Annotated in this window: 16 protein-coding genes and 1 pseudogene; 4 read left to right on the forward strand and 13 right to left on the reverse strand. The window is 74.8% G+C overall.

Annotated features, from left to right (window positions below; genetic code table 11):
• Positions 1-153 precede the first annotated feature (153 nt).
• On the forward strand, positions 154-1,299 hold the full coding sequence (locus ACFW01_RS12650; protein WP_384503416.1) for an aminoglycoside phosphotransferase family protein: 1,146 nt from the start codon (positions 154-156) through the stop codon (positions 1,297-1,299).
• 262 nt (positions 1,300-1,561) lie between these two features.
• Positions 1,562-3,496: an N-acetylmuramoyl-L-alanine amidase gene (locus ACFW01_RS12655; protein ID WP_384503418.1), complete on the forward strand. Its 1,935-nt coding sequence runs from the start codon at positions 1,562-1,564 to the stop codon at positions 3,494-3,496.
• An 8-nt stretch (positions 3,497-3,504) separates the two neighbouring features.
• On the opposite strand, the gene ACFW01_RS12660 is transcribed toward ACFW01_RS12655, so the two are convergent.
• The 6 genes and pseudogenes from ACFW01_RS12660 to ACFW01_RS12685 form a co-directional block, all read right to left on the reverse strand.
• On the reverse strand, positions 3,505-4,002 hold the full coding sequence (locus ACFW01_RS12660) for a hypothetical protein (RefSeq protein ID WP_234959260.1): 498 nt from the start codon (positions 4,000-4,002) through the stop codon (positions 3,505-3,507).
• Between the two features lie 60 nt (positions 4,003-4,062).
• Positions 4,063-4,662 (reverse strand): CGNR zinc finger domain-containing protein, encoded by a 600-nt coding sequence (locus tag ACFW01_RS12665; RefSeq protein ID WP_234959259.1) that lies wholly within the window; start codon positions 4,660-4,662, stop codon positions 4,063-4,065.
• A 76-nt stretch (positions 4,663-4,738) separates the two neighbouring features.
• The gene (locus ACFW01_RS12670; protein WP_234959258.1) at positions 4,739-5,641 is read right to left on the reverse strand and encodes a universal stress protein; all 903 of its coding nucleotides are present in this window, start codon (positions 5,639-5,641) and stop codon (positions 4,739-4,741) included.
• 87 nt (positions 5,642-5,728) lie between these two features.
• Entirely contained in the window at positions 5,729-5,971 is a 243-nt protein-coding gene (locus ACFW01_RS12675; RefSeq protein ID WP_122618732.1) for a DUF397 domain-containing protein, read from the reverse strand.
• 37 nt (positions 5,972-6,008) lie between these two features.
• Positions 6,009-6,885 (reverse strand): annotated as a pseudogene (locus ACFW01_RS12680) (alpha/beta fold hydrolase).
• A gap of 50 nt (positions 6,886-6,935) precedes the next feature.
• Entirely contained in the window at positions 6,936-8,435 is a 1,500-nt protein-coding gene (locus ACFW01_RS12685; RefSeq protein ID WP_384503421.1) for an acyl-CoA synthetase, read from the reverse strand.
• 160 nt (positions 8,436-8,595) lie between these two features.
• On the opposite strand from ACFW01_RS12685, the gene ACFW01_RS12690 reads away from it, so the two are divergent.
• Complete coding sequence (locus ACFW01_RS12690; protein WP_384503423.1) at positions 8,596-10,371, forward strand: serine hydrolase; 1,776 nt, start codon at positions 8,596-8,598, stop codon at positions 10,369-10,371.
• Positions 10,372-10,402: 31 nt separating this feature from the next.
• Here ACFW01_RS12690 and ACFW01_RS12695 read toward each other — a convergent pair whose 3' ends face one another.
• The 4 genes from ACFW01_RS12695 to ACFW01_RS12710 all read right to left on the reverse strand — a co-directional run bounded on the left by ACFW01_RS12695 (position 10,403) and on the right by ACFW01_RS12710 (position 13,763).
• Positions 10,403-11,977 (reverse strand): phytoene desaturase family protein, encoded by a 1,575-nt coding sequence (locus tag ACFW01_RS12695; RefSeq protein ID WP_384503425.1) that lies wholly within the window; start codon positions 11,975-11,977, stop codon positions 10,403-10,405.
• 43 nt (positions 11,978-12,020) lie between these two features.
• Positions 12,021-12,221: a hypothetical protein gene (locus ACFW01_RS12700; RefSeq protein ID WP_384503602.1), complete on the reverse strand. Its 201-nt coding sequence runs from the start codon at positions 12,219-12,221 to the stop codon at positions 12,021-12,023.
• Between the two features lie 248 nt (positions 12,222-12,469).
• The gene (locus ACFW01_RS12705) at positions 12,470-13,330 is read right to left on the reverse strand and encodes an oxygenase MpaB family protein (protein ID WP_384503427.1); all 861 of its coding nucleotides are present in this window, start codon (positions 13,328-13,330) and stop codon (positions 12,470-12,472) included.
• A 55-nt stretch (positions 13,331-13,385) separates the two neighbouring features.
• Positions 13,386-13,763 carry a four-helix bundle copper-binding protein gene (locus ACFW01_RS12710; RefSeq protein WP_234959252.1) on the reverse strand — a complete coding sequence of 126 codons (378 nt, stop codon included), beginning with the start codon at positions 13,761-13,763 and terminating at the stop codon, positions 13,386-13,388.
• Between the two features lie 90 nt (positions 13,764-13,853).
• Between ACFW01_RS12710 and ACFW01_RS12715 the strand changes: the two genes are divergently transcribed.
• Entirely contained in the window at positions 13,854-14,213 is a 360-nt protein-coding gene (locus ACFW01_RS12715; protein ID WP_384503429.1) for a DUF6479 family protein, read from the forward strand.
• Between the two features lie 10 nt (positions 14,214-14,223).
• On the opposite strand, the gene ACFW01_RS12720 is transcribed toward ACFW01_RS12715, so the two are convergent.
• Genes ACFW01_RS12720 through ACFW01_RS12730 form a run of 3 tightly spaced genes read right to left on the reverse strand, consistent with a single transcriptional unit; the run spans position 14,224 to position 17,134 of the window.
• Positions 14,224-14,940, reverse strand: a complete 717-nt coding sequence (locus ACFW01_RS12720; RefSeq protein WP_384503431.1) for a hypothetical protein — start codon at positions 14,938-14,940, stop codon at positions 14,224-14,226.
• A complete protein-coding gene (locus ACFW01_RS12725; protein WP_384503432.1) occupies positions 14,937-16,448 on the reverse strand; it encodes an ATP-binding protein in 1,512 nt (503 codons plus the stop codon). Before ACFW01_RS12725 ends, ACFW01_RS12720 begins: the two co-directional genes overlap by 4 nt.
• Positions 16,445-17,134, reverse strand: coding sequence for a response regulator transcription factor (locus ACFW01_RS12730; RefSeq protein WP_161330062.1), 690 nt, complete (start codon positions 17,132-17,134; stop codon positions 16,445-16,447). Before ACFW01_RS12730 ends, ACFW01_RS12725 begins: the two co-directional genes overlap by 4 nt.
• Between the last annotated feature and the right edge of the window lie 111 nt (positions 17,135-17,245).

Genomic DNA, 17,245 nt, shown 5'->3' on the forward strand with positions numbered 1-17,245 from the left:
GACCCGGTTGCCGTGGAGTTACTCCCCAGGGTGACCCCGGGCGGCCGGTCGGGCGGCGCGACGGCTTACGGAAGACGCGCTCCTCCGGACACCACGGACGGGCGCCGGTCTTCAGGCAGGCACAGCAGGCACACGAAGGGATCTGTCTCGCCCATGTACGCAGCATCGTCCTCCGTGTCCGCCCCGCAGCGCTCGCTGCACCCCCGCCCGGCGGCGGGCGGCGGCCCCTATCTCGCCCCCGCGCGTCCGGCGGCCCCGGTGCTCGGGGCGGGCAGGGCGCGGCGCGGCGCGGGGCCCGGCACGCAGCCGCTCAGCGGAAGAATCGACCTGTCCGGCCCCCAGGGGGCCCAACTGCGCACGGCGATCGCCTCCGTGCACCGCATCTGCCCGGAGTTCTCCCCCGTGCAGGTCCTGCGCCGCAGCGGGCGCTCCGTGCTCCTGGTCGGGACGACCGGCCGCAGCACGGCGGTCGCCAAGTGCTTACTGGACCACTCACCGGTGTGGTCGGAGCGGATCCGGCACGAGATAGGGGCATACCGCTCGTTCGTCCGGCAGCGCCCTCCGGTGCGGGTGCCGAGGCTGATCGCGGCGGATCCGGACAACGGCACGCTGGTCATCGAGCGGATGCCGGGACGGGTGGCCGCACTGCAGCGGCACCCCGTGGAGGCCCCGCCGCGCGCGGACATCAGGGCGGCGCTGGGCGCGGTCTGCCGGCTGAACGCCTGGCGGCCGCCAGCCGGGGCGTTCGACGCCCCACTGGACTACGCGGCCCGGATCTCCCGGTACCACGAGCTGGGGCTGCTCACCGACCGGGACCTGGGCGACCTGCAGAAACTGCTGCACGGCATCGCCCACGCGAGCGGACGCCAGGGCATGGGGCAGTTCTGCCACGGTGACGCGCTGCTGTCCAACATCCTCATGTCACCCGTCGGCCCGGTCCTGGTGGACTGGGAGCACGCCGGCTGGTACCTGCCCGGCTACGACCTGGCGACGCTGTGGGCCGTCCTCGGCGACGCCCCGGTGGCCCGCCGTCAGATCAGCCAGATCGCCCAGTCGACGGGCACCGCGGCGCGCGACGCCTTCCTGGTGAACCTGATGCTCGTACTGACCAGGGAGATCCGTACCTACGAGACGGCCGTGCAGCGTTCGATGCACGACCCCGCCCCGGCCCCGTCGGCCGCGCCGGCCCACCCCGGTGCCACGCCGACCGGCGAGGAGCAGCGGCTGCTGCTGCGCCGGCTGCACGACGACTGCCAGATGGCCCGCCGGGCCGTGCGGGCGGCGGTCGGCACGCGCTGACGGGAAGGACGACGTCCGCGGTGTGCCCCTCGGGGCGCACCGCGGATTCTGTGTGTCCAGGTACATGCAGGGGCCATTGGTGTACGCCACTGACGCCGCGCAGGCCGGTACCCCGCCGCCACGAAACTCGCCGGGCACCGTGCTGACGTGGGAAATCGCCGCCACGACGGCATGATTGACGGATCATCGGACCGCCGGGTAACACTGACCCACGCCCGGCCCCGCACGTCCCCCACACGTCCGACCGTCACAGGAGGCCGCTTTGCGAAGGTCCCCCCTGGTGCCCGCCCTGGCCGGCACCGCGCTGCTGCTGCCACTGCTCGGCGCGGCACCGTCCGCCGCCGGCCCCTCCGACGCGCCGCCCGCCACGGACCGCCTCCAGCGGGCGTTCGCCACCGCGGCGGCCGAGTACCGGGTGCCGCAGAGCGTCCTGCTCGGCGTCTCCTACCTCCAGTCCCGCTGGGACGCGCACGGCGGCGCGCCCAGCGTGACCGGCGGCTACGGACCGCTGCACCTGACCGACGCCCGCACGGCCCTGGAAGGTACCTCGCACCACGACGAGGGCACCGAGGACCCGCGCGGTGACGACGCCCGCGCCCCGCTGCACCCGAAGGCCGGGGCCACGCGCGCCGCCGCCCTGCCGGACCGGCTGACGACGCTGCCGAAGGCGGCCGAGCTGACCGGCCTGAGCCCCGAGGTCCTGCGCACCGACCCCGCCGCGAACGTGTCCGGCGGTGCCGCACTGCTGGCCGCCGCCCAGCGGGAACTCGGCGAGCCGCTCAGCGCCGACCCGGCGGACTGGTACGGGGCGGTGGCCCGCTTCTCGGGCGCGGAGGACTCGGCGACGGCGGCGGCGTACGCGAACGACGTGTTCGAGGTGATCCGCGCGGGCGAGCGACGGACCACGGACGCCGGGCAGCTCGTCACCCTGGCCGCCCGTCCGGGCGTGGCCCCCGACACCGAGCAGCTGGGCGACGCGGGCCTGCGCACTTCCTCGGCCGCCGGCACCGAGTGCCCGAAGTCGGTGTCCTGCGAGTGGATCCCGGCGCCGTACGAGGAGTTCGGCGACGGCGACTACGGCAACCACGACCTGGGGAACCGGCCGGCCTCGCAGCGCATCCGGTACATCGTCGTGCACGACACGGAAGGCGCCTGGGACGGCGTCCTCAACATGGTCCAGGACCCCGCCTACGTCTCCTGGAACTACACCCTCCGCTCCACCGACGGGCACATCGCCCAGCACGTGAAGGCGAAGGACGTGGCCTGGCACGCGGGCAACTGGTACGTCAACGCCAAGTCGATCGGGCTGGAGCACGAGGGTTTCCTGGCGGAGCCCGACGCCTGGTACACGGAGGCCATGTACCGCTCCTCGGCGCGGCTGGTGAAGTACCTGGCGGGGAAGTACGACATCCCGCTGGACCGGCAGCACATCCTGGGTCACGACACCGTCCCGGGCACCACCACCGCGACGATCCCGGGCATGCACACCGACCCGGGCCCGTACTGGGACTGGCGGCACTACTTCCGGCTGCTCGGCCGCCCCTTGGAGCCGACCGCGGGCCGGAACTCCGGCCTGGTGACGATCCGCCCCGACTACTCCGCCAACCGCCCGGAGTACACCGGCTGCGAGAAGGCGGGCGAGCCCTGTACGACGCACGGCTCCAGCGCGGTGCGGCTCTACTCCGACCATGACGTGAACGCGCCGCTGATCAAGGACATCGGCCTCGGCTCGGCCCCGACGACGGGCGTGAACGACCTGTCGTCCCGGGTCTCCACGGGGCAGCAGTACGCGGTGGCCGAGCGGTGGCGTGACTGGACGGCCATCTGGTACCTGGGCCAGAAGGCCTGGTTCCACGATCCGGCGAAGAACCCGGCGGCGGTGCCCGCGTCGGGCCGGGTGATCACCCCGAGGAAGGGGCTGGACAGCGTCCCCGTGTACGGAAGGGCGTACCCGGAGAAGGCCGCCTACCCGGCGGACGTGCCCGCCCAGACCGTCTCGCCGCTGCCGTACACGCTGGGCAAGGGGCAGAAGTACGTGGTCGGGGAGAAGGTTCCCGGCGAGTACTACTACGCCGTCGGGTTCGACACGGCCTCCCACCGGGTGGTGCGGGGCGAGGACCAGTACTACGAGATCCAGTACGGCCACCGGGTCGGGTACGTGCGCGCCGCCGACGTCACGCTCTCGACCGTGCGGTAGCCGCCGCGTCAGCCCTGCTGGAAAAGCTCCGCCGGGAGCGGCTTCAGCAGGGCGTACAGGTCGTCGGTGATCGGGCGGTCCCACGCGGCGATGGTCACCAGGACGCCGTCGCTGCGGTCGAACTGCACGCAGGAGATCCGGCCCTCGGAGAGCTTGAGACGGCGCACGATGAGCAGGTTGTCGCCCTGCATCACCGGGACGTCCTCGGCGCCGACGACGGTGATCTCCTCGTCGTTCTCCAGCGCGAGCAGCAGCTGGGCCACCTCGAAGGGGATCTCGCCGTCGGGGACCTCGCGGGCCGGGGAGCCGGCCGGCAGGTTGCCGATGATCATCGCGGGGCCGCGGCCGCCGAACAGGTCGTAGCGCAGGAAGACGCCCTGACAGCTGCCGTCGGGCGCGGGCAGCAGGCCGGCGCCCAGATTGCCGGGCCAGTCGCCCGGGTCCATGGCCAGTACGTCGAAGTCGGGCCCGGCGGGCGTGGCGCTGCGGCGGCGGAGGAACGACATGCCGCCATGGTACGTGGCCGGACCCCGCGGACGGCGTTCGGGCGGGCGGCCGTCCAGGGCCTACGGCCGAGGCTCGGCGGTCCGTCGCCGCCGCTGCTGGTGGCGGGCGACCCGGGCCCGGTTGCCGCAGGACGGTTTGCACCACTCCTGGCGGGGGTGGTCCTTGAGGAAGTACCGCACGCAGCGCGGTGCGTGGCAGGCCCGCAGCCGCTGCCGGTCGGGTCCCGCGAGGAAGCCGATCACGGCCTGGGCGAGCGCGGCGGTGAGGTCCGGCCGGGCGCCGGGCGCGGGGGCCGTGCGCACGACGGGGGTGCCCGTGTCGGACCAGTGCAGGACGGGGACGGTGGGGGTGCGTGCGGCCGCCTCGTTGAGGCGGCGCAGGGCTTCGGGTACGGGCAGCAGCCGGGCAGCGTCGGCGGGGCTCGGCTCGCCGGGACGCACGGCGCGGGCGAAGAGGGCACGGGCGGCGGCCCGCACCTCCCGGACGGCGGCCGGGTCGGCGGCCCCGGCATCCGCCGCGAGGTCCGGGTGGGCCCGTACCCAGGCGGCGAGCCCGGCGGGGTCGGCGAGGTCGTCGGCCACCCCGCCGTGCCCGTCGTGCCGGACGGTCAGGGCGAGGTCGAGGGCGATCCGGGCGTCCCTGCTGGGTGAGTCCTGCATGGGGCCGATGATAGGCAGGGCAGGTGCGCCGGGTCCGCGACCTGGTACGGGAGAGCGGACGACGGGGCGTCCCTCCTCAGCCCTCCGGTGGGGCCGGTGGTACGACCGCGACCGGGGACGCCGCGTGGAGCAGGACCGCGTGGGTGACCGAGCCCATCATGCGGGCGGGGGCCAGCAGGCGGCGGCGGTGGCGGCCGACGACCACCAGCTGGGCGTCGCGTGAGGCGGCGACGAGGTGGCCGGCGGCGTCGCCCGGCGCGACGTACGGCTCGGCCCGGACGTCGGGATGACGTTCGCGGTACGGGGTCAGGAAGCCGTCGGCCAGGACCCGGGTCTCGCTCTCGATGGAGACCTCGTCGATCACCGGGGGCATGATCTGCCCGGCGGCGGCCCAGGTCTGCACCGGCCACGGGTAGGCGGCGACGACCTGGAGGCGGGCGCCGCGCAGCTCGGCCTCGGCGAAGGCGAAGGAGAGGGTGGCTTCGTCGGGACTGTCCACGTGCAGTCCGACGACCACCCGGGGCCCCTCCTCGGCCGGCGCCTCGCCGTGCACCTCGCGTCCGGGGCGGGGGACCACGACGACGGGGCACTCGGCGTCGCGGGCGGCGGCCATGCCGTTGGAGCCGAGCAGCAGGCTTGCGAAGCCGCCGCGGCCCCGGGAGCCGAGCACCAGCAGCTGGGAGTCGACGCCCAGTTCCGGCAGCGCGGCGCCGGGCACGCCCTCCATGCCGACGTACTCCGTCGCCACGGCGTAGGCACGTCCCTGGAGGTGGGCGCGGGCCTGGTCGAGCACCGGGTCGTCGCCGGTGTCCGGCTCGCCCGCGACCAGGACGTCGGTCTGGGCCCAGGTGGCGTACTGGCGCACATGCACCACCCGCAGTGGCGCCCCGCGCCGGTGCGCCGCGTCGAGGGCCCAGTCCAGGGCGCGCAGGCTGTCGTCGGAACCGTCGACGGCCGCGATGACCGGCAGGGTGCTCATGGGGGCCTCACCTCCGGAGTACGGCCTTCCCCCCGGCGCGGGACGGGACACCCCGGTTCGGCCGGTCGGCTCACCGCACCCGGCGGGTCAGGTGAGGTCGAACTCCCCTTCCCGCGCCCCCGACACGAACGCGCCCCATTCCGCGGGGGTGAAGATCAGGGAGGGGCTTTCCGGGCTGCCGCTGTTGCGCATGGCGATGAACCCCTCGACGAAGGCGATCTGGACATCCCCCAGGCCCCGGCTGCTCGACTGCCACTGCGCGTCGCTGAGGTCCAGCTCCGGCTTGTCCCAGCCCATGATCGGGCGCTGGTGGGTGGTGCTCTCGGCCACGTCCGTGCTCCTCCCGGTCTCGTCGTTCGCGGCCAGCCTAGCGACCGGCTCCGACCGCCGACAGGCCACGTGAGGGCTGCCCTTCGAGGAACGCGGCGACACACCGTACGAACCACTCGGGGTCGTCGAGCCAGGGGTAGTGCCCGGCACCCGGCTGGACGACGGCCTCGGCGTGCGGGAAGACGGCGGCGCAGCGGGCGGGCGAGTTCCGGCCGGGGACCGCCGTCGAGTTCACCGGCGAGGACCAGGACCCGGGCGGTGCTGTGGGCGAGGGCGGCGCGGGTGGCGGGCGGGTCGAAGGCGTCCGGGGAGAGGTAGACGTCGCCCGCCTCGTAGTTGGACTCCTGGTCACCGCGGGCGACGTGGTCGCGGGCGGCGTCGTCCCAGCGGCCGTGGAAGAAGGGGAGGAACACCGGGTCGAAGTCGCCGGTGCCGGCCAGCCACGCCTCGAAGGGGCCGTACGCCTCCTCGAACCAGGGTTCGTCCCGGCGCAGGAGGGCGGCCGCCCTTCGGTCCTCCGGCGTGGCGGGCATGTCCAGCGCCCAGGGCGTGGCGGTGATCAGGGCGAGGCGTCGCACGCTCGCCGGGTGGCGGGCGGCGTACAGCAGGGCGAGGCTGCCGCCGGCGGAGTGCGCGAGGACGTCCATGCGGTCGAGGCCGAGGTGGACACGGAGCGCCTCCACGTCGTCGACGAGCCGGTCGCAGCGGTACGTCGCCGGGTCGGCGGGGACGCCGGAGTCGCCGGTGCCGCGCAGGTCGAGCAGGACCAGCCGGCGGTGCGCGGTCAGACCGCCGAGGTCACCGAGGTAGGAGGAGGCCCGCATGGGCCCGCCCGGCAGCACGACCAGCGGGGCGCCGCGGCCCCGGACGTGGTAGGCGAGTTCGGTTCCGTCGTACGCGGTGAAGGTGCCCATGGCGCCGATCCTCGGCTGCCGGGGGCGGGCGCCGCAACGGAGTTGTGGAGCTAGGACCCGGCGAAGCGGTCCCGCAGTTCGCGCTTGAGGATCTTCCCGCTGGCGTTTCGCGGCAGCGCGTCCACGAACCGTACCGCCTTGGGTGCCTTGAAGGCCGTGAGCCGGTCCCGGGCGTGGGCGATCAGCGCGTCCTCGGTGACCTCGCCGCGCGGGACGACGACGGCCGTGACGGCCTCGATCCAGCGTTCGTCGGGCAGGCCGATCACCGCGACCTCGGCGACCCCGTCGTGCGTGTAGAGGGCGTCCTCGACCTGGCGGGAGGCGACCAGGACGCCGCCGGAGTTGATGACGTCCTTCACGCGGTCGACGATCGTGTAGTAGCCGTCCGCGTCGCGCACGGCGAGGTCGCCGGAGTGGAACCACCCGTCGCGGAAGGCGGCTTCGGTCTCCTCGGGCTTGTCCCAGTAGCCCTCGCACAGCTGCGGCGAGCGGTAGACGACCTCGCCGGGGGTGCCGTCGGGCACCTCCGCGCCGTCCTCGTCGACCACGCGCGCGTCCACGAAGAGGACCGGCCGCCCGCAGGAGTCCATCCGGCCCTCGTGCTCGTCCGGGCCGAGGACGGTGGCGAGGGGGCCGATCTCGCTCTGGCCGAAGCAGTTGTAGAAGGCGAGCGCGGGCAGGCGCTCGCGCAGCCGCTCCAGGACGGGCACGGGCATGATCGACGCCCCGTAGTAGGCCTTGCGCAGGCCGCCGAGGTCGCGGGTGGCGAAGTCGGCGCGGTTCGCGAGGCCGATCCACACGGTGGGCGGCGCGAAGACGCTGTCCACGCGGCCGGCTTCGACGAGGTCGAAGAGCCGGTCGCCGTCCGGGGCGTCCAGGATGATGTTCGTGGCACCGACGGCGAGGTAGGGCAGCAGGAAGACGTGGGTCTGCGCCGAGTGGTAGAGCGGCAGGGCGTGCACGGGGCGGTCGCCGGCGCCGAGGTCGAGGGCGGTGATGGCGCTGAGGTACTCGTGCACCAGGGCCCGGTGGGTCATCATCGCGCCCTTGGGCAGGGCGGTGGTGCCGGAGGTGTAGAGGAGCTGCACCAGGTCGTCGCCGGCCGGCTCGGGGCCGTCGTACGCGGGTGCCGCGTCGAGGCGGGTGAGGAGGGAGTCGTCGGCGTCGCGCAGCGCGAGGACGCGGGTGCCGTCCGGCAGCCGGTCGGCGAGGCCGGGGTCGGCGAGGACCAGGGAGCTGCCGGACTGGGTGACGAGGTAGGCGAGGTCGTCGCCGGTGAGGTTCTGGTTGACCGGGACGTGCACCAGCCCGGCCCGGGCGCAGGCCAGGAAGGCGATCAGGTAGGCGTCGGAGTTGTGGCCGTAGGCGCCGACCCGGTCGCCGGGGGACACTCCCTCGGCCAGCAGGACGCCGGCCGCGCGGGAGACCGCGGTGTCGAGTTCGCCGTACGTCCAGGTGCGGTCGCGGTACTCGACCGCCACGCGTGCCGGAGTGCGTCGGGCGCTGCGCCGCAGCACCCCGTCGACCGTGCTGCCGTGTCCGGGCTTCATGACCTGATCCTCGGCCGCCCGCCGGGGCGGGTCAAGCGGCGTGCGTCCGGTCCGCGACCGCGCACGCCCCATTGACACGACCCCGTCATGACAGGAAAGTTTCACTCCGCACGGCGATCCGGGAAAGATACTTTCAGCTTCGGTGGCGGGAGACTCTTCGATGGCCGGACAGGCGACCAGCGGATTCACACGGCGTCAACTGGGCGCCGGCGCCCTGGCCCTGGGCGGTGCCCTGGCCATCGCGCCGTTCGCCGCCGGGCCGGCCGAGGCGGTCGCGGACCGGGGCCGCCGGCCCACCCTCCGGCGCGGCTCCGCCGAGCGCGCGGGGCTGCTCCCGGGGCATCTGCGACGGCTCGTCAGCGACGCGGAGACCTACCTCGGGCCCTCTCCGCAGCACCCGTGGTACGCGGGCGCCGTGCTGCTGGCAGGCCGGGGCGGCACGGTCGCGCTGCACGAGCCGATCGGCATGGCGGTGCGCTACCGGGCGTACGACGAGGCGACCGACACCGGCGTCGAGTTCCCGGCCGCGGAGCAGATCCCGATGGCCGGCGACACCGTGTTCGATCTCGCGTCCATCTCCAAACTGTTCACCTCGATCCTCGCCGTGCAGCAGCTGGAGCGGGGTGTGCTGGAGCTGGAGGCGTCGGTCGCGTCGTACCTGCCGGACTTCGGGCGGGCCGGCAAGCAGGGGGTGACGGTCCGCCAGCTGCTCACGCACACCTCCGGGTTCCGGGCGTGGATCCCGCTGTTCCGCGCACCCACCTACGAGGAGAAGGTGCGGCTCATCTACGACGAGGCCCCGGTCAGCGCGCCGGGCACGGCGTACCTGTACTCGGACCTGAACATGATCTCGCTCCAGCTGGTGCTGGAGAAGGTCACCGGCCGCGCGCTGGACGTCCTGCTGCGCGACGAGATCACCCGCCCGCTGGGGCTGCGCCGCACCCGCTACAACCCTCCCGCGTCCTGGCGGCCGTCCATCGCGGCCACCGAGGACGCCCGGCAGCCCTGGTCCGGCCTCGACCGCGGTCTGGTGTGGGGCGAGGTGCACGACGAGAACGCGTTCAGCCTCGGCGGCGTCGCCGGTCACGCCGGGGTGTTCTCCTGCGCCTGGGACCTGGCGGTGCTCGGCCGCACCCTGCTCAACGGCGGTTCCTACGGCCGGGCGCGCGTCCTGCGGCCGGAGTCGGTGGAGCTGATGTTCACCGACTTCAACACGGATTTCCCGGGGGACGCGCACGGCCTGGGCTTCGAGCTGTACCAGCACTGGTACATGGGCGCCATGGCGACGCCGCGCACGGCCGGGCACACCGGCTTCACGGGTACCTCGCTGGTGCTCGACCCGACGACGGACTCGTTCCTGGTCGTGCTCGGCAACTCGGTTCACCCGGTGCGCAGTTGGCGCTCGGGGTCCGCGCCCCGGGTGGCGGCCGGCACCCACATGGCGCGGGCGGTGGCGGTCCGGCCCGCGCACGGGCGCACGGCGTGGTTCTCGGGGACGGCGAGTTCCGCGACGGCCACGCTCACGCTGCCCGCGCTCGACACGTCGGCCGGGCGGGCGGGGCTGCGCTGTGACCTGTGGTGGGACACCGAACCCGGGTCGGACGCCCTCGTCCTGGAGGCGTCGACGGACGGCGGCGCCGCCTGGCGGCCCGTCCCGTTCACGACCACTCGGCGCGGAGACGGACCCGTGGCGCACGAGGACGGCTCGGTCACCGGCTGGTCGGGGCGTGTCTGGCACCGGCTGACGGCCGGGCTGCCGGCCGCCCGCGCGCTCACCCTGCGATGGCGGTACACCACCGACCGGCTGTACGTGGGCCGCGGCGCGTACGTCGACGGGCTGCGGGCGGAGGCGGCGGGCGACGTCCTGTTCCACGACGCGCGCCCGGCGGACGCGGCGCGCGTCGAGACGGCGGGGTGGACGGCGTCGGCCGACTAGTCCCGGGCGGGCCGGCCGGCCCGGGCGCCCGTCACCGGTCCGCCTCCAGTACCGCCATCGCCGCGTTGTGTCCCGGCACGCCGCTCACCCCTCCCCCGCGCACCGCGCCCGCCCCGCACAGCAGGACGTTGGCCTGCGCGGTCTCCACACCCCAGCGGCCGGTGCCGTCCCGGGTGTGCGGCCAGGACAGGTCGCGGTGGAAGATGTTGCCGCCGGGCAGGCGCAGGTCGCGCTCCAGGTCGAGCGGCGTCCTGGCCTCGATGCAGGGCCTCCCGTCGGCGTCCGTCGCCAGGCAGTCGGCGATCGGCTCGGCGAGATGGGCGTCGAGCTGGGCGAGGGTCGACTTCAGCAGGTCCTCGCGTACGGCGTCGTTGTCCCCGGCGAAGAGCCGGGCGGGGGTGTGCAGGCCGAAGAGCGTGAGGGTGTGCATGCCCAGGCCGTCCAGGCCGGGGCCGAGGATCGTGGGGTCGGTCAGGGAGTGGCAGTAGATCTCGGAGGGCGGGGCGGCGGGCAGTGCCCCCGCGGACGCCTGGGCGTGGGCGGCGGCCAACTGCTCGTACCCCTCGGCGATGTGGAAGGTCCCGGCGAACGCCTCGCGCGGGTCGGCGTCGGGGTCGCGCAGCGCCGGGAGCCGGTCGAGCAGCATGTTGACCTTGAGCTGGGCGCCCTCGGCGGGCGGCGGCGCGGGGGTGCCGGTCAGGGCGGCCAGCTCTCGCGGGGAGGCGTTCACCAGGACGTGCCGTGCGGCGGCGACGTGCTCGCCGTCGGCGGACCGGTAGGTGACCTCGGCCGCGTGTCCGTCGGTGTCGATCCGCACCGCCTCGTGGCCGGTGGCGAGTTCGGCGCCCGCGGCGCGCGCCGCGCCGGCCAGGGCGTCGGTGAGGGCGCCCATGCCGCCGACCGGCACGTCCCAGGCGCCGGTGCCGCCGCCGATCACGTGATACAGGAAGCACCGGTTCTGGCTCAGCGAGGGGTCGTGGGCGTCGGCGAAAGTGCCGATCAGGGCGTCGGTGAGGGCGACGCCCCGGACGGTGTCGTCGGCGAAGTGCTCCTCGATGGCGACGCCGACCGGTTCCTCGAACAGGGCCCGCCAGGCCACCTCGTCGTCGATCCGGCGGCGCAGCTCGTCGCGGGTGGGCAGGGGCTCGGTGAGGGTCGGGAAGACGCGTTCGGCGACGTGGCCGGTCATGGCGTAGAACCGCTGCCAGGCCGCGTACTCCCGGTCCGACCCGGTGAGCCGGGCGAACGACTCCCGGGTCCGCCGCTCGCCGCCGCCGACGAGGAGCCCGGTGGGGCGGCCGTCGCGCTCGACGGGCGTGTACGAGGAGACCGTGCGCCCGCGGACCCGGAAGTCCAGGTCCAGGTCCCGCACGATCTTCTCCGGCAACAGGCTGACCAGGTACGAGTACCGGGACAGCCGGGCGTCGACCCCGGCGAACGGCCGGGTGGAGACAGCCGCGCCGCCCGTGTGGTCCAGCCGTTCCAGTACCAGCACGGAGCGGCCGGCGCGGGCCAGGTAGGCGGCGGCGACCAGGCCGTTGTGGCCGCCGCCGACGATCACGGCGTCGTAGGTGCGGGAGGCGGGGGGTGTGCTGGTCGGGGTCATGGCTCTTGGTAACACGGGGTGGTCCGGGGCGGCCAGGGGTGGCTCACGGGGCCGGCCGGTGGAAGAGCCCGCCGGTGACCGGGCCGCCCGCGGCGCCCACGGGGCGTCCGGCCCGCCGGAAGGTGCGCATCAGCCGGGCGGTGCGGACCTCGCGCGGCCCGGGGAGACCGGCGAGGGCGCGGGCGTGGACGTCGTGCGTCTCGCCGGAACGGCCCCGGGGACGGGCCGCGACGGACGGCGCCACCTCCTCCAGCCGGCCCTGGGCGCAGCACGCCCTGACCTCGGGCGACGGGCACCCGGCCCGGCTTGCGACACTGGACGGCGACGCGACGGCCCAGTGACTCGTCCTTCGCCCGCCAGACCTCGCCCATGCCGCCGCGCCCGATCCGCTCCAGCAGCCGGTACCGGCCCTGGAGCAGCGTGGTGTCCCCCATCTCGCCGCCCGCCCCCGTAGCAGTCCGCGCCCTCCCCTGGCCGGTCCAGTATGGCGGCTTATCGTCCGAGTCTGTACGGTGCCGGGCGCGCGGCCGGACCGAGCCGTGCCATCGCGCTCAGGATGTGTTTGGGCGGCAGTTGCCAGCGCAGACGTGCGGGAATCGCGCGCAGCACGGTGCCCGTGGCGCGCAGCCGCCGCGTGACGGTGGCGGGTGGGGGCGCCGGTCTGCCGTACAGCTCGTGCGCGTACGGCGGTAGGGAGTCGTACGCCAGATGCGCGACCCGCCGCCACAGCAGTGCGCGGGCCGGGACCAGCAGGGGCGGGACGGGCGGCTCGCGCAGGAAGTCGTCCACCTCGTGTGCCTCGGCGCCGGCGGCCAGCTCGGGCCGTACCCGTTCGAAGTAGGCGGCCAGCTCGGACCGGTCGCCGGGTACGGCTTCGGGGTCGAGGCCGACGAGGCGGGCGCTGTGCCGGTGCTCGGCGAGGTAGCGGTCGGCGTGGGCGTCGGTGAGGGGGTAGCCGGAGCGGCGCAGCACGTGCAGGTAGGAGCCGATCTCGGCGCAGTGCACCCACATCAGCAGCGCGGGTTCGTCCACGCCGTACCGCTCCCCCGTGCCGGGGTCGGTCGCGCCGAGCATGGTGTGGATCTTCCGGACCCGGGCGCCCGCCCGCTCGGCGGCCTCCGTGGTGCCGTACGTGGTGGTGCCGACGAATCCGGCGGTGCGCATCAGGCGGCCCCAGGCGTCGCGCCGGAAGTCGCTGTTCTGCGTGACACCCCGTACGGCGCGGGGGTGCAGGGCCTGGAGGTAGAGGGCGCGGATGCCGGCGATCCACATCATCGGGTCGCCGTGCGCCTGCCAGGTCACCGAGTCCGGGCCGAACAGCCCCGGGTCCGTGTGGGAACGCGTCGCCGCCATGGAGCGAGGCTAACGCCCCGCGCGGCCGGATCCCAGGGGCGACCGCTCCCGGGCGTCAGTGCAGGGTGGCCAGGAACTCTCCGCAGGCCCGCGCGCAGTCGCGGCACGCCTGCGCGCTCTCCTCCGCGCCCGGGTGCGCGTCGAAGACGTGGGCGCTCTCCAGGCACACCTGCCGGCACCACTCCAGCTGGACGCGGATGGCGTCCTCGTCCACCTGGTTCTGTTCGGACAGCACCCGGCAGGTCGCGTCGCAGACCTCCGCGCACATGATGCCCCGGCGCCGCACGAGTTCCTGGTTCTCGGTTCCGTCCGGGTCCACGAGGCTCGCTCGCAGGGCGCAGGCCCTGGCGCACTCGGTGCACGCCTGTGCGCACGCGAAGCGGTCCTCGAGGAAGCGGAACAGCTCCTGCTGTGAAGTCGTCGTCGATGTCACACCGGGCGGGTTGCCGCCGCGGGCGACGGCAAACCGGCGGGCCCGGGTGTTTCCAAGGGTTCTGGCGGGATTTCCGGGTACCCGGCCGCCATGAACGACACAGGGATGGAACTGGCCGCGAGCGTGGGCGGGCTCGGCGTCGGACTGATCGTGGCCGCCGTCGTGGTGGTGGCCGTGCTGATCGGCGCGTTCGCCTTCGGCAGCCGTCAGAAGCGCCGTGAGTCTCCCCCGCCGCTGCCGGAGGAGCAGCCCCGTCTGCCCGACGACGGGCCCGTGCGCGAGGTACGGGAGCGGCGGGAGCCCGACGAGATGCCGCAGAGCGACGAACGGATGCTGCCGCACGACCTCGGCCATCAGGGCAGCCGCACCGCCGCCGGGCAGGAGCGGCCCCGCTGGGACGAGGGCGGCAGCGGTGCGTTCGGCAGCGGAGGGCAGGGCGGACGACGCTGACGCGGGTGCGTCAGCCGCCACCGCCGGTGCCACCGGATGAGCCGGGGGCGCCGGTTCCGCTTTCGTCGGGCGCGCCGGTGCCACCCTCGCCGGGCACACCGGTGCCGCTTGCGCGGGGCGCGGCGGTTCCGGTGCCGCCCGTCCCCGCCCGGGCCGGTTCCGCGCCCGCCGGGCAGTCGTCGCTGGAGCGGCCCTCGAGCCGGCCGCCGGGCTGTTCCACGGTCACCTGCGCCCGGTCCAGTGCCGGGTCCTGACGCAGCCGGGCGGCGGCGACCGTGCAGGCCAGCTGGTCCACGGCGGTGTCGCTGAGGCTGCTGGTGCCGCGCGGCAGGAGCACGGTGACCGACGCCCCGTCGACGCGGACGGTGGGCGCGGCGGCGGTGGGCGGCAGTTCGGTCGTCAGTCCCCTGGTCCGCTCCTGGTCGTCCGGGCCCTTGAAGAGCATGAGGACGATGGTGCCGGGATCGGTGGCCCCGGGCACCGTCCGGGTCACCGGCGACAGGGCGCCGTCGTCGACGAAGAAGAGCGGCACGGCCGCGACGGGCACCGGCGTGGGCTGTGCCCGGGACGGGCTGGGAGCGGCACCCGGATCCAGGACGCCGGTGGCGGGTTCCCCCGCCTCGACCACGCCGGTCTCGGGGATGCCGCAGCCGGCCAGCGGGAGCAGCGCCGCGAGCAGGAGCGGGAGGGCGCGTCGGGCGGTCCGTGGTGTCATCGTCGGTCTCATGTCCGGTCCTCCTCGGCCGCGTCCGTCGCCCTGTCCCGCGCCCCGTCGCGCGGCAGGGGCAGGACGACCGTGAAGACCGCGCCGCCGTCCGGGTCGTTGGCCGCCCGGACGGTGCCGCCGTGCAGGCGTACGTTCTCCGCGGTGATGGCCAGCCCCAGGCCGCTGCCCTCGCTGCGGGTGCGGGCGGCGTCCGACTTGTAGAAGCGGTCGAAGACGTGCGGCAGGACGCTCTCGGGGATGCCGTCGCCCCGGTCGCGTACCGTGAGGACCGCCTCTTCCCCGGTGCGGGTCCCGCCCCCCGCGCTCAGGCCGACGTGGACCGGGGGCGCGCCGTGCCGCAGGGCGTTGCCGACGAGGTTCGCGACGACGACGTCGAGGCGGCGCGGGTCGACCCGGCCGCGCAGCTCGCCCGGTCCGGGCAGGCCTGCCGTCACCGAGTCCAGCCAGCCGCGGGAGGCGAGCGTGCGCCGTACCGACTCCGCCAGGTCGATCTCGTCCAGGTGCAGGGCGGCGGCCCCCGCGTCGAACCGGGAGATCTCCATCAGGTCGTCCACCAGGGCGGCCAGCTTGGTGGTCTCCTCGCTGATGAGGCGCACCGCCGTCGCCGTGTCCTCGTCCAGTCCGGCGGCGTCCTCGTCGAGTACGTCCGTCACCGCCGACATCGCCGCGAGCGGGGTGCGCAGTTCGTGCGAGACGTCCGCGGCGAAACGGCGGGCGCCGGCCTCCATGCGCCGCAGCTCCGCCACCGAGCCCTCCAGGGCGGCGGCGGTCTCGTTGAAGGTGTGGGACAGGTCGGCGAGTTCGTCGGAGCCCTGCACCGCGAGCCGGGTGTCCAGGCGGCCCTCGGCGATGCTGCGGGTGGCCCGGCGCAGTGCCCGCACGGGGCGCAGCACCCCGCGCGCGGCCAGCAGCGCGATCAGCACGGCCAGCGCCAGCGCCGGCACGGTGGCCCGTTCGATGGCGGTGACCAGGGCGTCGACGTAGCCCTGTTCCTCCTGCTGGGGCACGGTCAGGTAGACCTCCAGGCCGGAGGCGCGCTCCGCGGTGGCGTACGGGCCGCTGAAGGTGACCGGCATGCCGACGACGAGTGCGGACCGGCCGTCGTGCGACACCCGCTGGAACACGGTGGCCCGGCGGGAGCGCACGGACTCGCGCATCTCCGGGGACAGTTCGCGGAAGGCGTCCCCGGGGCGCGAGGTGGCGTCGGCGTCCCGGTAGGCGGCGAGCACCCGCCAGGTCTGGGACCGGCCGCCGCGCGCCACGTCGGCGGCGAACGCCTGGAGATCGGCCGCGTCGGGCGGGAAGCGGTAGTTGGGGACCAGGGTGTTGACCCGGTGCCGGAAGTCCTCGATCACGGTGTCCTGGCTCTGCTGGAGGACCCCGTTGCGTGCCTCGCGGAAGGTCAGCGCGCCGGTGGTCACGGTGGCCACGACGGCGACGAGGGTGAAGGCCACCACCAGCCGCACGCGCAGTCCGTTCAGCGCGCGCAGCGCCCGCGGAACCCTCACCGGGCCCCGAACCGGTAGCCGAAGCCGCGCACGGTGTGGACGTGGCGGGGGCTCCCCGCGGGCTCGCCGATCTTGGCCCGCAGGCGCTTGACGCAGGCGTCCACGAGCCGGGCGTCCCCGTGGTAGCTGTGCTCCCACACGGCTTCCAGGAGCTGCTGGCGGCTGAACACCTGGCCCGCCGACGCGGACAGCGTGAGCAGCAGCCGCAGTTCCGAGGGGCCGAGGGCGACGGGCCGGCCCTGGTGGGTGACGGTCAGTCCGGCGCGGTCGATGACCAGGTCGCCGTGGTGTTCCGGGCGCGGGGTGCCCTGGTCGTCCGAGGTGCCGCCGGCACGGCGCAGCACCGCGCGGATGCGTGCGTCCAGGACCCGGGCGCGGACCGGCTTGACCACGTAGTCGTCGGCTCCGGCCTCCAGGCCGACGACGATGTCCGTGTCGTCGCCGCGGGCGGTGGCCATGATGATCGGCACCTGGTCGTGGGCGCGTGCGCGGCGGCACACCTCCAGGCCGGACATGCCGGGCAGCATCAGGTCGAGGACGACGGCGTCGGGCCGGAACGACCGCAGCAGCTCCAGCCCTTCCTCGCCCGTCGCGGCGGCGGCGACCTCGTGCCCCTGGCGGCGCAGGGCGAGGCGCAGGCCGTCGCGGACGGCGCGGTCGTCTTCGATGATCAGGACCCGTGGCATGGGTCTCAGTATGCGTATGAACGGGCGGGCGGCCCCGCGCGGGTGACGGCTGTTACACAGCGGTCCAACAGCGGTCCACGGGCGATCACACCGTCGCGGCACGCTTCGTGA

The organism is Streptomyces sp. NPDC058985 (genome assembly GCF_042740985.1).
Lineage (GTDB): Bacteria > Actinomycetota > Actinomycetes > Streptomycetales > Streptomycetaceae > Streptomyces.